This window comes from Trinickia dabaoshanensis (genome assembly GCF_002879885.1).
Taxonomy (GTDB): domain Bacteria; phylum Pseudomonadota; class Gammaproteobacteria; order Burkholderiales; family Burkholderiaceae; genus Trinickia; species Trinickia dabaoshanensis.
On record NZ_PNYA01000020.1, the window covers coordinates 85,086 to 99,900 of the forward strand.

6 protein-coding genes are annotated in these 14,815 nt (G+C 64.0%); 4 read left to right on the plus strand and 2 right to left on the minus strand.

The genetic code is table 11. The features are described from left to right. Nucleotides 1-12: 12 nt before the first annotated feature. The 4 genes from C0Z18_RS21000 (at nucleotide 13) to C0Z18_RS21015 (ending at nucleotide 6,389) form a co-directional block, all read left to right on the plus strand. Complete coding sequence (locus C0Z18_RS21000) at nucleotides 13-1,281, plus strand: DUF445 domain-containing protein (RefSeq protein ID WP_102647359.1); 1,269 nt, start codon at nucleotides 13-15, stop codon at nucleotides 1,279-1,281. Nucleotides 1,282-1,628: 347 nt separating this feature from the next. Continuing rightward, on the plus strand, nucleotides 1,629-2,798 hold the full coding sequence (locus C0Z18_RS21005; protein WP_199189508.1) for a hypothetical protein: 1,170 nt from the start codon (nucleotides 1,629-1,631) through the stop codon (nucleotides 2,796-2,798). Nucleotides 2,799-3,324: 526 nt separating this feature from the next. Further along, a complete protein-coding gene (locus C0Z18_RS21010; RefSeq protein WP_199189509.1) occupies nucleotides 3,325-4,506 on the plus strand; it encodes a hypothetical protein in 1,182 nt (393 codons plus the stop codon). Between the two features lie 389 nt (nucleotides 4,507-4,895). Continuing rightward, the gene (locus C0Z18_RS21015; protein ID WP_233217413.1) at nucleotides 4,896-6,389 is read left to right on the plus strand and encodes an MFS transporter; all 1,494 of its coding nucleotides are present in this window, start codon (nucleotides 4,896-4,898) and stop codon (nucleotides 6,387-6,389) included. Here the strand turns inward: C0Z18_RS21015 and pbpC are convergent. Together pbpC and C0Z18_RS21025 are read right to left on the minus strand one after the other, a co-directional pair. Further along, nucleotides 6,383-8,650 (minus strand): penicillin-binding protein 1C, encoded by a 2,268-nt coding sequence (pbpC, locus tag C0Z18_RS21020; RefSeq protein WP_102647402.1) that lies wholly within the window; start codon nucleotides 8,648-8,650, stop codon nucleotides 6,383-6,385. The two genes, C0Z18_RS21015 and pbpC, sit on opposite strands and share 7 nt — an antisense overlap. Before the next feature lie 83 nt (nucleotides 8,651-8,733). Further along, complete coding sequence (locus C0Z18_RS21025; protein ID WP_102647361.1) at nucleotides 8,734-14,790, minus strand: alpha-2-macroglobulin family protein; 6,057 nt, start codon at nucleotides 14,788-14,790, stop codon at nucleotides 8,734-8,736. Between the last annotated feature and the right edge of the window lie 25 nt (nucleotides 14,791-14,815).

The following is a 14,815-nucleotide window of genomic DNA, read 5'->3' on the forward strand; positions in this document are numbered from 1 at the left end:
CGGTACGCCCTCATGCTTCGATCGCCGCGCCGCTTCGCGGAGCCCGCACCGGCCAAGCTCGGCGCCTACCGCCGCATGAAGTGGCTCGCCACGTCGCTGCTGGCGGCGATGGCTTGCACCTATTTGGTTTCGCGCACCTTCGAGGCGAAATACCCGGTGCTCGGTTTCGTCCGGGCGCTGGCCGAAGCCGCGATGGTGGGCGGGATCGCCGATTGGTTCGCCGTCACCGCACTCTTTCGGCATCCGCTCGGCCTGCCGCTCCCGCACACGGCGATCATCCCGCGTAACAAGGATCGTATCGGCGAGAACCTGGCCACGTTCGTCGAGACGAACTTCCTCGCGCCGGAGATCATCGCGGGCAAACTCGCTCGCATCGACTTCACAATACAGTTCGCGCATTGGCTCGCCGTGCCCGAACGCGGCCGCCAGATCGCTCGATGGACGCTCGACTTCGTCCCGAGCCTGCTCGCCGCGATCGACGACGAAGACATTCGCCGCTTTCTGCACGAGCACGTCGCCGAGCGCGTGCGCAACGTCGATACGCCGCTCGTCGTCGGAACGATCGCCGATACGCTGCTCGAAGGCGACCGTCATCAGGCCGTCGTCACCGAACTGCTCGAACAGCTCGCTCAATTGTTCGAGGAGCACAAACCCCTCATTCGACAACGCGTGCGCGAAAGCACCGCATGGATTTGGAAGAAGCTGTCGATCGACGAAAAGGTGTCGGACAATTTGATCGCCGTCGTCGACGAGACGCTCCAGGAACTCAGCGCGAACCCGGACCACGCGTGGCGCCGCGGCTTCGACGACGCCATTCGAAATTTCGTGAGTCAGCTTCGCTCGTCGCCCGATTACCTCGCCAAATGGGAGGCGCTCAAAGAGCGGCTGGTCGAACATCCGGCGCTCAGCGATTATTTAGCGAACGTCTGGCGAGAAATTAAAGCTTGGATCGAGAGCGACGCCGCGGCGCCGGACTCTTATATCCGCGCCCGAATCGAAGAAGCGATCGCAGGCATCGCCGAAGGGCTGCTCGACGATCAGGCGATGCGCGACCGGCTCAACGCATGGCTGCGAGAAACGATGCTCGCGCTCATCGAAGGACAGCGTCACGCCATTGCCCGCCTCATTTCCGACACCGTCCATCATTGGGACGCCGCTACGATTACGCAGAAGATCGAACTCGAGGTAGGCCGCGATCTGCAATTCGTGCGAATCAACGGCACGGTGATCGGCGGTTTTGTCGGGCTCGTGTTGCATACGCTCGACGTGCTGTTGTTTTAATTCACGACCATTTATCGGCCGATTTTCCGGCCTTGTCCGCCAATTCACCCCTCCTCCCTATTAACGCCTGCGCAATCCAAATAGGCGCACACGTTTGCGTGCACATCGACGCATTTTCTTCCTAATTTTTAGAATCAATGCGCCACCTCGCTTAACGTTTGTTTTGCAAATCGAGACTTTATTTTCAACGCGAAAAAATCGAACCTACGCCCTGGCCGCGAAAGCGACTTAGCGAAACTCAATTGCAGTGTCCATCTGCAAGTATTCGGGCGGCGAGACCAATCGAATCGACTCGGTTCGATCAAATCATCATTTACCAAAAATGGGGTGATACTTTGCGCAAAATAATGTCTGGATTCCTAGCAATCGGCGCGGCGCTTGCGCTTGCCGGCTGCGGCGGTGGCGGCGGCGGCGGCAGTTCGCCGGCAGCGGGCGCAACGAGCAATGCGGGCGGCAGCGCAAGCGCGGCACCGACACTTGCCGCCGCGACTTCGGTCGTGGACGGCGCAACGCTAGGCAGCGAGTACTGGGCCGCCGGCTCGACCTCCACCGGCGGGCAAGGGAAAAACATCGATGGAACCGTTTGCGCCACGGCCGGGAAGAATTACACGTACACGCATCTTTCCATCTATATGAATGGAAAACAGTTGGCCGTACCCGCGAACATCGGCGTCGTACAACCTACGCTCGCCGCGCCGAAGGGCTGTATGTATCCGCTCAATACGGTGGACGAGTCCGGCAAGATTCGCATGCTCGAGCCGAGCAACGCACCGTATACGTTGGGCCAATTCTTCGCCATTTGGGGCCAGCCGCTCACCAGCACGAACGTGGCGGGCCTGCAGGGCTCGCCCGTCACCGTCTATGTCAACGACGGCGGCACGCTCACGCAATACACCGGCTGCTTGTGCACGCTCACCTTACCGATCCATGGCGAAATCACGATCATGGTCGGCACGCCTTTGACGCAAATCCCGACCTATACGTGGACCGATCCGCCGCCCTTCGATCCGAATCCGATCACGCTTTCCTACGGCGGCACGGTCGGCACGACGCCGTATTGGCCCGACGGCGATACCGCCACGGGCGGCGCCGGCGCGAGCATCGACGGCTTGGCCTGTACGCCTAGCACGGCCAGCAATTACCATGTGCACGCGCATCTGGCCATCGTCTATAACGGACAGTGGCTGCAATTGCCGGAACACATCGGCCTGCTCTCGCAGTGCACGTACGAAATGCACACGCACGACCATACGGGGATCATCCATATCGAAGCGCCCGACGTGAACAATTACACGCTCGGCGATTTCTTCGACATCTGGGGCCAGCCGCTCACGAGTACCAACGTAGCCGGTCTCACGGGCGACGTCGTGGCATATGTCAACGATAACGGCGAAGCGCGCCGCTATATGGGCGACTTGCGCGCGCTGCCGCTCGTCTCGCTTCGCGACGTCACGCTGCAAGTGGGCACGCCGGCGGTCAGCACGCTCGCAACCTACTCGTGGTATGAGCCGCAGTAAGCCGGCGCGGGTCTGAATCGATTGCCGTGGGTCAGCGCGTACTGTGTGACATCGTCGATCGCCACGCAGTACGCGGCATTTTCGGACATCGCAATTTCTTTCTATTTTTTTCAAACGCGCAGGGCGCTGCTACGCGCGCCCTCGCTTTCCAACGCATTTATTTCTCTTGCCGCATAAAAACCTCGCGGATAGCCTTTAGCGCGCAAGAGATACCAATAAATCCCTTTCCCTTATCCACCGGCACGTATTCGTGCGGCGAGACCAATGCTCCCGGCGCCTGGGCGGCGGGGCTGCGAGCGATGCGGTCGGCACGCGCACGGCTCGGGCGCGAACCGGCTGGATACCAGGCACGTTCCGCCATGGATCGGCATGGCGGAACGTGCGGCACTCATCGCGACGTTATCGGCAAAAACGAGCGCCACTTCCCACGCCCGGCGGGCAATCGACTCGGGCACGGCGAAGCGGAATCCGCTTTTTACGGTTGTATTCGTTCGATCGAACCATCGACTAACAAATCAGGGGCGATATGTTGCACAAACTCAGTTCACGTTTTCTGGCGATCGGCGTAGCGTTGACGATCGCGGGCTGCGGCGGCGGTGGCGGCGGCGGCGGAGGGACTCCGGCAGCGGGCTCGGGCAGCAGCGCCGGCGGCAGCCCGGCGCCCACGCTTGCGGCGGCCACCACGGCTGCGGACGGCGCCACGCTCGGGACCGAAAACTGGCAAGCGGGCTCGACATCGACGGGCGGCACCGGACAAGCGGTGAGTGGTCTCAATTGCGCGGCGGCGGGCAATACCTACACCTACACCCATCTATCGATCTACGAGAACGGCACCTTGTTGGCGCTGCCGGCGAACATCGGCACGGTACAGCCCACGCTCGCCGCGCCCAAGGGGTGTGTGTATCCGCTCAACACGGTGGACGAGAGCGGCAAGATCCGCATGGACGTGACGAGCAATGCGACGTATACGCTCGGCCAATTCTTCGCCGTTTGGGGCGAACCGCTCAGCGCGACGAACGTGGCCGGCCTGCAAGGCTCGCCCGTCACCGTCTACGTCAACAACGGCGGCGCGCTGACGCAGTACACGGGCGACCTCGGCTCTCTCGTGCTGCCGCCCAAGGGCGAGGTGACGATCATGATCGGCACGCCGCTCACGCAGATCCCCACTTACACGTGGTCCGATCCGCCCGCGTTCGACCCGACCCCGATCACCCTCTCGTACGGCGGCACCGTAGGCACGACAGCGCATTGGCCCGACGGCAACACGTCGACGGGCGGCACGGGCGCGGACGTGGACGGCTTGATCTGCGCGAGCGGGATGTCCAACACCTTCCACGTGCACGCGCATTTGGCCATCGTCTACAACGGCCAGTGGATGCAGTTGCCGCAGAATATCGGTATCCCGCAGTCGTGCTACTACGAGATGCACACGCACGACCATACCGGCATCATCCATATCGAGGCGTTCAGCTTGAAGACGTTCACGCTCGGCCAGTTCTTCGACATCTGGGGCGAGCCGCTGACGAATTCGAACGTGGCCGGCCTCTCGGGCGATGTCGTGGCGTATATCAACGACAACGGCGAAGCGCGCCGCTATATGGGCGACCTGCGTGCCATCCCGTTGATTTCGCACCGCGACATCACGCTGCAAATCGGTACGCCGGCGGTCAGCACGCTCGCAACCTATTCCTGGTACGAGCCGCAATAAGTTCGCGGCCGGCTCAGGTCTGACGATTCGCCGCTCTCGATCGTCGCTTAGATCGTCATCGCACACTCCGGGGCTATCGGCCGATGGCCCCGGAGCGCCAAGCCGCTTCCCTCGCCTCGCATCGTTGATGCAAGTCAACGTCTCTTCCCCTCTCGATCGCACGATGTCCTACGCGCATTGCGCGTATCGACAAAGAAGCGCATGCCGCGGCCCGGTTGATGACTACCGCCGTCGCGGGCGGATCGCGCGATAATAACCCGCTGGAGATCAGAAGACCGGCATATTGCATTTAAAACAATATTGACCAATTAGGTTGCATAAGACGCAACAATTCTATTAAATGGACCCTCGTCCGCTTTTTAGAAAATGGCGCAACGCGAACCGTCACGATGACCCAACAAGTAGAGACCGAAATAAGGCGCGATGCGCCTCGAACAACGGCCCTGCAGCACGGCGTCGAAACCTCCCCGAAGCACGGCGGCCCTACCGGGGGACATGCCCTCGGCCCACTGCCCTACGTCGTCGCGGCGACGTTCTTCATGGAATACCTCGACACCACGATCATCGCGACGGCGCTGCCGCAAATGGCGCGTGTCTTCGCCACCAGTCCGAACGCACTGAGCCTGGGGATGAGCGCCTATATGATCGCGCTCGCGATCTTCATTCCCGCGAGCGGCTGGGTGGCCGACCGGTTCGGGTCGCGCACCGTCTTTTTCTCCGCGATCGTCATGTTTACGGTCGCTTCGGTGCTGTGCGGTCTATCGAACAACGTCGTCGAATTCACGGCCGCACGGGTGCTGCAAGGCATGGGCGGCGCGCTCATGGTCCCGGTGGGACGCTTGATCGTCGTACGCAGCGCAGATAAAAGCCGCCTCATGCAAGCCATATCGACGATCACCTGGCCCGGTATCGTCGCACCGGTCGTGGGGCCGCCGCTCGGCGGCTTCATCACCACCTATGCCTCGTGGCGCTGGATCTTTTTGTTGAACGTACCGGTTTGTCTAGTCGTGCTGTGCGCGGTCTGCGCGTGGGTACCGAATCTGCGCGGCGAGCAACGCCGCCCGCTCGATCTCGCCGGGCTCGCGCTGAGCGGCCTCACGCTCACGTCCATCTTGTACGGCGCCGATCTGGCCAGTCAGCCCGGCACGAATCCGCTCGTGGGCCTATCGCTCGTGGCACTCGGGATCGCGATCGGCGTCGTCGCGTTCCGGCACGCGCGCGGGCATGCCCACCCGCTCATCGATATCGCCACGCTAAAGATCCCGACGTTTTCCGTCACGGTCGTCACGGGCTCGATCACGCGCATCGGCATCGGCGCGGTGCCCTACCTGATGCCTTTACTGTTTCAAATCGGCTTCGGTCTATCGGCCTTTCATTCCGGTTTGCTGCTGCTCGCGAGCGCGGTAGGCAACCTCGGCATGAAGGCGATGACGACATCGATTCTCCAACGCTACGGCTTCAAACGCGTCGCCATCATCGACTGCGCCATTTGCGGAATATTCACGATCGCATGCGGTCTGCTGACGCCAGCCGTGCCGTTGGCGTGGACGCTGTTCGTCGTGTTGATCTACGGCATCACGCGTTCGATGCAGTTTTCCAACATGGCCACCCTCGCTTACGCCGACGTGCCCTCGCCGCAAATGAGCGCGGCCAACACGCTTTGGAATGCTTCGGCGCAAATGGCCACGGGCTTGGGTATCGCGTTCGGCGCGCTAGCCTTGCGCGCCGCGTCCGCGCTCAATGGGGAAGGCGCGCACCATGCCTTCACGCTGAGCGACTTTCGCCTGGCGTTTCTCAGTGCCGGGTTGCTCACGCTCGTGTCGATTTGGGGCTACCTGGGCCTAGCCAGCAACGCCGGCGACAAGCTTCGAACCGGTCATTGACTCGTCAGGGGGCCGTGGGCATGAACCGGCGCTTTGGCCGGCCGCTCGTGGCCGGCCGTTGGCGGCGCGGGGGTGCGCGCGCTCGCGCCGCGCACTTCGAAGCGCACTTGGTCGAGACTCGCGCCGTGGGCATCGACGAGTTCGAGCACGTGGCGGCCAGGCCAGGGCAGCCATAGGACCCGCTCGGCGTGCCCGAGCATCTTGCCGTCCAAGCGCCATGCGCTGCGCGTCGATGCCCCGTTCAGGCGCTCGAACACGATGCGTTGCCGAGCCGCCGGAATATCGGGGTCGAGCGCGAACACCGTTCCGTTCGTGGGCGAGCCGATACCGGGCGCGGCGCTTTGCACGTTGTCGGCACGCGCCGGGGCATAGCTCGTCGAACGCGCCGACGCCCCGGTCGCATCGGCCGCCAAATCGACCCTCGACATTTCGGTGCCTTTGAGAAACCATTCGGTGCGGGCCGGCTCCACGTCGTGCTCGAACGACACACGCGTTTGCACGACACCGGGCGGCGCCGCCGGCGGCGTGCTCGGCACACGCCGATGCAAATACTCGACGATGGCCGCCCAGATCGGCGATGCGCCCGTCACCCCCGAAACGTCCCACATCGCGTCGCCTTCCGCGTTGCCCACCCACACGCCGACCGTATAACGCGACGTGTACCCGATCGTCCAGTTGTCGCGCATGTCCTTGCTCGTGCCGGTCTTCACCGCCGAAAAGACCCGCGTCGCGAGCGGATTGTCGAAGCCGAACGTCCGCGTCCTGGCGTTGTTATCGGAGAGCACCGTCGTGATGATGTACGCCGTGTCGGCGCTGAACACACGGCGCGGCGTATCGGCGTTGCGCCCGCCATGCGTGGCCGGCGGCGCGGGCAGATCGTGCGTCGGCGTCGCCACGCCCGCGTTGGCCAGCGCCCGATACGCGTTCGTCAGCGACAGCAACGTGATGTCGGGGCTGCCGAGCGCGAGCGAGTACCCATAGTAGTCGCCGTTCTGAGCGAGGGGCATGCCCAGCGCCGTCAGCGTTTTCGCGAAGCGGTGCGGCGTCACCATGACGACCGTGCGCACCGCCGGAACGTTCAGCGAAGAGCCGAGCGCCGTGCGCACACTGACCCACCCCTTGAAGTCTTTGTCGTAATTCTGCGGTATGTACAGGCCGCCGCCCGCATCGAGGTCGAGCGGCGCATCGTTCAACAGCGAAGCCGTCGTCAAGCGGTGTTCGTCGATCGCCTCCGCGTAGAGAAACGGCTTGAGTGTCGAGCCCGGTTGGCGGCGCGCCAACACGGCGTCCACGTCGCGAGCGACCGATAGTCCGCCCGACGATCCGACCCATGCCAGCACGTCGCCCGTCGCATTGTCGAGCACGACCACCGCGCCGTCGTGAACGTTGCGCGCATGGGCCGGCGCATTGAGCTCGGCCAGAGTACGCCTGAGCGTATCGATTGCGAAACGTTGCAGCTTCGCATCGAGGGTCGTTACCACGCGCGCGCCCGGGGCAACCTGCACTTCACCCGCGATGCGACGAGCGAAATGCGGTGCCAACGATTCGGCGTTGGGCGACACCGTCAGCATCGCGGGAGCCGGACGCGCGAACGCGAGCTGCACGTAGCTCTCCAAATTCTCGCAACGCTCAGGCGCCTTCATCTCGCGCAAGATGCGGCACGCGCGGTCGCTGACCTTCGCGTAGGGTGCGTTCGGCGCACGAATCAACGCCGCGGCGATCGCCGCCTCGCGCTCGTCGAGCCCCGACGGTGCCTTCCCGAACAGCGTCAACGAGAGCGCGGACAAGCCGATCGTTTCACCGCGAAACGGCACGAGATTCAAATACGCTTCGAGGATCTGATCCTTACGCCACGATCGTTCGAGCCACAGCGCGCCGACCGCCTGCCCCGCTTTCTGCACGATCGAGCGACGCCCGGAATGCTCGGGCACATCGCTTAGGAGTCCTGTCAATTGCATCGTGACGGTCGAGGCGCCGCGCGTGCGAGTATTCCATAGATTGGCCCAGGCCGCTGCCGCCGCGCCGTGCCAATCGACGCCGCTATGCTCGTAGAAACGCTTGTCTTCCGAGACGACGATCGCCTCTCGCAGCGCGGGCGAAACATCGGCGAGCGCCACCCAATCGCCGCGGCGTTCCTTCTTATCGATACGCGTTCGCTCGAGCGGCTCGCCATCGCGCGCGAGGAGCAGCCAATCGGAACTGCGCCATTGCGCGCGCACTTGCGCGAAGCTCGGCAGCGCCTGAGCACACGGCGCCGCCATGATGAGCAGCGTACAGAGCACGGCGCGCACCTGCGCCGCGCCTCGCTTCGATTGGATCGACACGCCTTGCCTACCTCTATGTCTTATTGCTTGACCGCCGGCATTTGCACGACGATGTTCGCGTTCGGCAGCACGCCGAACGTCGAGGGTGCGTAGAGTGCCTCGACGCGCGTCGGCGGCAAACCGAACGTACCCGCATTGTTCAACCGGATCGTGTATTCGATCGACAGTTTGCCCTTCGGCAAATAGTCGTAGTACGCGCGATAGCCATCGAACCCGCGTTCGACGAACGCGGGCCATGGGCCGTCTTCTTGCGACTTCTCGCCCGATGTCGCGGCTTGCGAATCGCGGCCCAGCCCGGAGCCGAGAATCGTGGCGCCCGCCGGCACCGGATCGTTCACGACCACCCATGTCATGTCGGACTGCGCGTCGATATCCAAATGCACACGCACGATGTCGCCGCGCGTATAGACGCCTTTCACGGCCGGATCGACGGCGGTGACCGTCTTCCTGATCCGATACCCGGCGGAGAACGGCGCCTTCACGGCCACGGCGGCCAGACTCTCGATCGTCGCCCATGGTTTGCCGGTGCCCTGCTGCGTCAACGTCAATGCAACGGGGCCCGCGCTCGCCTGGGCCGGCCACGGCAACAATTCGCCGCGCACGTTCGCCGTCTTCGTCACCGGGGTGGCCGATGCCGGATTCGCGCTGGCCGCGGCGGGCTGATTCCACGCTACCGTTTTCGACGTCGCGCCGAACTCGAGCTTCGTCTGCCCCGTCACGGGCGTGCTTTCGAACGTGCGCGAGAACGCTTGGACCGCGAGTTCGCCCCACAGGTTGGCCGTCGTCGTCGACCAGGCGCCGCCGTTTTGCAACGCCAACAGCCCCGCCACCAGACGCGGCATCTCGTCCTTCCATCCCGGCACATCGACGAACGTCAGCGCCGTGCGGGCCGCATTCGTCTCCGAGCCCGTCATCAACCACCACAGGTCGTCGCTATCGGCCGTCGAGAACGTCAATCGCGTGCCTTGATACGTCAAACGAGCACGGATGATCTGCTCGGCCTGCGCCAGCTTCGCGTCGCGCTGCGGCACGTCTTTCATACGCGAGAGCGCCGCGTAATAGTCGAGCACGGCCGAGGTCGGCCATTGATTCGGCGCGATTTCGATCGACTCGAGCATGCTCGGGCGCGCTGCGCCGTAACGCGATAGCGCCTCGATCGCCGCGAGCTTACGCAAATCGTGATCCTGCCGCGGCGCCCAGACGTCGCGCTTGATCTTGCCCTCGACGAAATTCACCAGGCCGCTCTCGAGCTTCGCGCGGATATCGTCGGGCAACGCAAAGCGCGGATCGCCCTTCGCCGCCTCGTCGGTGACCGCGAGCAGATAAGCGCTCAGCGCCGTGCTGCCCGTGTTGCCGCTGTCGTCGCTCGGCGGGAAGTAGTTCGCCAAACCGTCGCGATCGAGGTAGACGGGCATCCGCGCCAGCACCGCTTGCCACTGAGCCGCATCGGCCAAGCCCAACGCGCGCGAAGTCAACTGTTCGAGGCAGCCGTACGGATAGCGCTCGAACCAGCGGCGCACGCCCGGCAAACCTTCCGACAGCTTCGGCTGCAACGAGACGGCGATGCCGCCGCGCAGCGCGCCCGCTTGCGTGGCGGCGGCTTGCGCCGGCGCCGAGACCGGCAGTGTGAACGTACCGTCCACTTGCGTGAGCGTGGCCTGCTGAACCGTCACCGGTATCGCCTCCGTCACGCGCTGCGTCACCTTCAGGGCATCGCTCGCGTGCGGGCCGCCTTGTTCGGCCGCCGCCACCTGCCAACCGAGCGCCGCTGGCGTCGATTCGGCCAGGCCGTCGGGCGGCGTCACCGTCCATGCCACTTCGCGCGCCGAGTCGGCCGGAAGATCGACCGTTTGCGGCTGCAACGAGAGGCCGGCCACATCGGGGGTCACGACGACCTTCATCGCGCGCGACGTCGTGTTGCGCACCGTGAATTGGGCTCGGAAGCGGTCGCCCTCGCGCACGAGCGGCGGCAACCCCGAGATCAATTGCAGGTCTTGCGTGCTGCGAATCGAAGTACTGCCGGTGCCGAACATGCCCTCGCCGACGGCGGCGATCGCGACGATGCGGAAGCTCGTCAGCGAATCGTTCAACGGCACGTCGATCGACGCTTCGCCGTTCGCATCGAGCGTCACACGCGGATTCCACAACAGCAGCGTGTCGAACAACTCGCGCGTCGGGCTATGCCCGCCCCCGCCGCCGGCCGGCACCGCCTTGCGCCCGAAATGCCGCCGCCCCACGATTTCCATTTGCGCCGTGGCGGTTTCGATACCGTAGGCCCGCCGTTGCAGCATCGCATCGAGCAGATCCCAGCTATTGTTCGGCATCAGTTCGAGCAGGGCTTCGTCGACGGCGGCCACGGCGATTTGCGTGCCGGCAGGCGCCGGCTTGCCGCCCGGCATTTGCACGCGCAGCTTCACGTGCGCATGACCGCGCACCGTGTAGGTCTTCGCATCGGGCACCACGGTCACGCCGAGCTTGTGATCGGCCGCGCCCACCTTGATCTCGGCCAGACCGTAACGGAACGCCGGTCTCGAAAGATCGACGAGCGGGGTCGGCGGCTCGTATTGCCTGCCCTCGTACCAGAAAGCACGCACCCATTCGAGCGGCGCCTTCCAACCCCATGTGAAAAACGAGTACCACGGGACTTCATGAATGCGGCCTCGCAATGCCAAGACGGACACATAGACGTTCGGCCCCCAGTCCGGCTGAACCTTCAGCGATACCGTCGGGTCCTTGCCGTCGAGCTTGACGACGTGCGTTTCGATCACCCCTTCGCGCTCCACGGCCACGAGCGCCGTGGCGAAGCGGAACGGCATGCGCACTTGAAAACGCGCGGTGTCGCCCGGCTGGTACGCGGTTTTCTCGGGGAGCACGTCGATGCGGTCGGTGTTTTCGCCGCCGAACCAGAGTTCGTCCTCACGCGTGACCCACACCGACGTCGTCGCCGTGGATGCGTGGCCGTCGCCGTCTTTCGCCGTCACGATCAGATCGACGTTGCCCGCTTCTTTCAGCTTAGCGTCGCAATGCAACAGGCCATGGTCGTCGCTCTTGCCGCTGCACAGCGTGCCGAGGTCTTTCGTTTCGGTGCGGTTGTCGTACGCGTAAAAGCCGCCGACCATCCGCTTGCGCGTGGAAATCGTGATGCGCGCGATCGCGCGCACTTCGAGCGGCACGCCCGCGCGCGGCTTGCCTTGCAAGTCGAGGGCAAGCGCTTGGACGGGCACCTTGTTACCCACCGATACCCACTGCCCCGATTTCACGCCCGCTACGACCGCGGCCGGCCACAGCGTCGCGGCGCCGCTGATCGTTTGCACTTCGCCGTTCGGATCGGCGAAGGTCGCCTCGAGTTGCAGATGCTTCGGCGCGTCCACATGCGGCAGATTCTTCAGCACGAACGAGCCGGCCCCGTTCCGATCGAGCGTCACGGGCTCTTTGTCGGCGATCAGCTTGGACGAGTCGTCGTTCGTTTGTTGCTCGGTCTGAGCCTCGTCGTCCGAAGGCGACGACGACGCATCGTCCTTCGGTTTGACGTACGGCTCGAAGCTGAAGTCGGCGAAGGCATCGTCGAACGACGGCGACATCGTCGTCATCAACGCCGAAACCTGAACCGGCAAGCCCGCTGCCGCGCCGCCCGACATGTAGTCCAATTGCAACGTGAGCGGCGCCTGCTGCGCCGCGACGAGCGGGTGTGCCTTCTCGTCGCGCACGCCGATCGTGCCTTTGAACACCGGCAACCGAAACTCCTCCACGCGGAAGCTGCCCGTGTCATAGCTCGTCCCGGGCGAGTCCTCGGAGTCGGAAGTGTCCTCGCCCGATGCGGTGGCGCCGTTCTTGCCGTCGTCGAGCGACACGTCGTATTCGCCTAGCTTGGCTGAGACGGGGATCGTGAACGTCGAATCGGCCGTATGATCGGCGGCCCACTTCAGCGGGAAATGCCAGGTTTGGCCGCTGCCGAGGTGGCGGATCGTCAAACGAGTGGGGTAACTCTTCGGAAACGCAAACCCGCGCATCGTTTCGGCGCGGATGAAGTGCTTCATCGAGACGGTCTCGCCCGCGCGCAGCAAGGTGCGATCGAACACCGTGTGCGCGCGAACCGTCTTCTCCAAGCTCGTATCGGTCGGCACGTTGAAGCGCCACGATTCGATGCCGCGATTCCAGTCGGAGCGCACGAACGCCATGTCGGGCCCCGTCTTCGGATCGTCGATGCGCGCCGAGACGAAGAAGCCGTCGAAGCTGCCTTTGCACAAGGCAGCCTGCGTCAAGCGGCCGTCGATGTTCAGCAAGCCGTGCGCATCGGTCTTTCCGGATGCGACTTGCGTGCCATTGCAATCGGTCACCCGCACCGCCGCGTTCGCCACCGGCTCCCCCTTGTCCAGCGTCGTCACCCACACGAGGTTATTTTCGCGGCCCATCTTCAGATGGACGCCGAGATTCGTGACAAGCACCGCCGTGCGCACATACATCGGGGCTTGCTTGCCGAGCAGCGAAGCGCCGAGCGCGGGCGACGACAGTTCGATGACGTAAAAGCCCGGCTTCGCGATCGGCACGCCGACCACTTCGAAGGGACGCAGCTTCGCGGGATCGGCCTTCGGCAGCGTCAACGTCTGCACACCGGGCAAGCCCGCGAGCAACGACAACGAACGCACGTCGATCAACGTGTTCTTAGGATCTTTCGAGCCGGCGGTGTCTTCGGCGTCCGCGTCGCCGCCCTGATGCACGACAACCGGATGCGGATTGTGCCGCAGCAGTTGCGGCATCTGCTTGTCGATCTCGCCGCGCGTCATCCAATAGGAGTCGAATTGATCGACGCGGTGCATCCAACGCACGATGTCCGCATCGGACTTGACGTCGAGCGTCGTGAACCGGGCCGTGCCCGCGTTCAGCCCTTGAATATGCAGGTCCGCCTCGACGTTGCGAAGCGTGACGGGCACGAGCGCCGGCATGCCGGGTTCGGCGAAGCGCTCGATGATGCCGAACGTACCCGAGGAAAACTTTGCGAGCGGCGGCAACGGCGCCGTCGTCGTCTTCAATGGGAACATGTCGGCATTCGACAGCGCGCGGCCGCTGACGTCTTTTAGGTTCGACGGCAGCACGATCGTCAAATCGGCACGCTCGGGCAACGGTGCCGCGAACTCTACCTTGTCGGTCTCGGGCCCCTGGTCGTCGTCGGAAAACGTCGGCTTGATCTCGCCATCGGGGCCTTTGATGCGGATTTTCTCGGCATCGGCGCGCGTGATCGACGCGTTGAATTGAAGGCGCAGCGGACGCAGCGGCGTGCACGGCGCCTTGGCGTTTTCGCGTTCGCACGAGAAATCGGCCGCGAACGGATTGCGCACGGAAAAATCGTAGCGGCGTTCGACGTCGTTTGCGATTCCGCTCGGACTCGCGACGCCCTTGCCATAGACGAGTTGGGCCTTCTTACCCGAGGGCAATGCCTGCTGGCATTGCAGCGTCAACACGTGCGACGCTTCCTTTTGCAGCCCGAAATGCTTGAGCAGCGCCGTGCGCGTCGCGGCATCGACATCCTTCACCGGGATGCGGTTGCCGAGCCCGCTCGATTCACACCAAATGTTGCTCAGGGCGGAGGCATCGGTGGCGGGCCCGTTCAGGCGCAAAACGAACGTTTGGGTCTCTTCGATCGTCCCGCCGCTCGGCTCGATGCTTTGGACGAACGGGCCACCGGTTTGGAATGCGTAGTGTTTGGGGCCGGTCACGGCGGCGCCGGCCGCCGATTTCAATCCGTCTTTCAAATCGACGGAGCACGCCACACCCGGGGGAAGGTCGGCCGTGAAATCCCAGGCCCAGGTTTTATCGTCGATCCACCGGGATTGGCCCGCGCTCGCCGTCGGGTCGTTGCACTTGATCGACGCGGGCGCCGGAAGGTTCGGCGCACCGAAGGCCACCATCGACTCGTCGAACTTGACGAGCACCTGGCGGACCTTCGTTACCGTGCCCTGCGGCGAAACTTGTGTAATGCGCGCGGCGTCGACGCGTAGCGTCGTGGCGGCCAAGAACCCCATGGCCGCGACCGCGGCGGCAATCCATTTGCTTGTTCGTTCGATCGTGCCGCGTTGCATGACCCACGCTCCCAGATTTAATTTG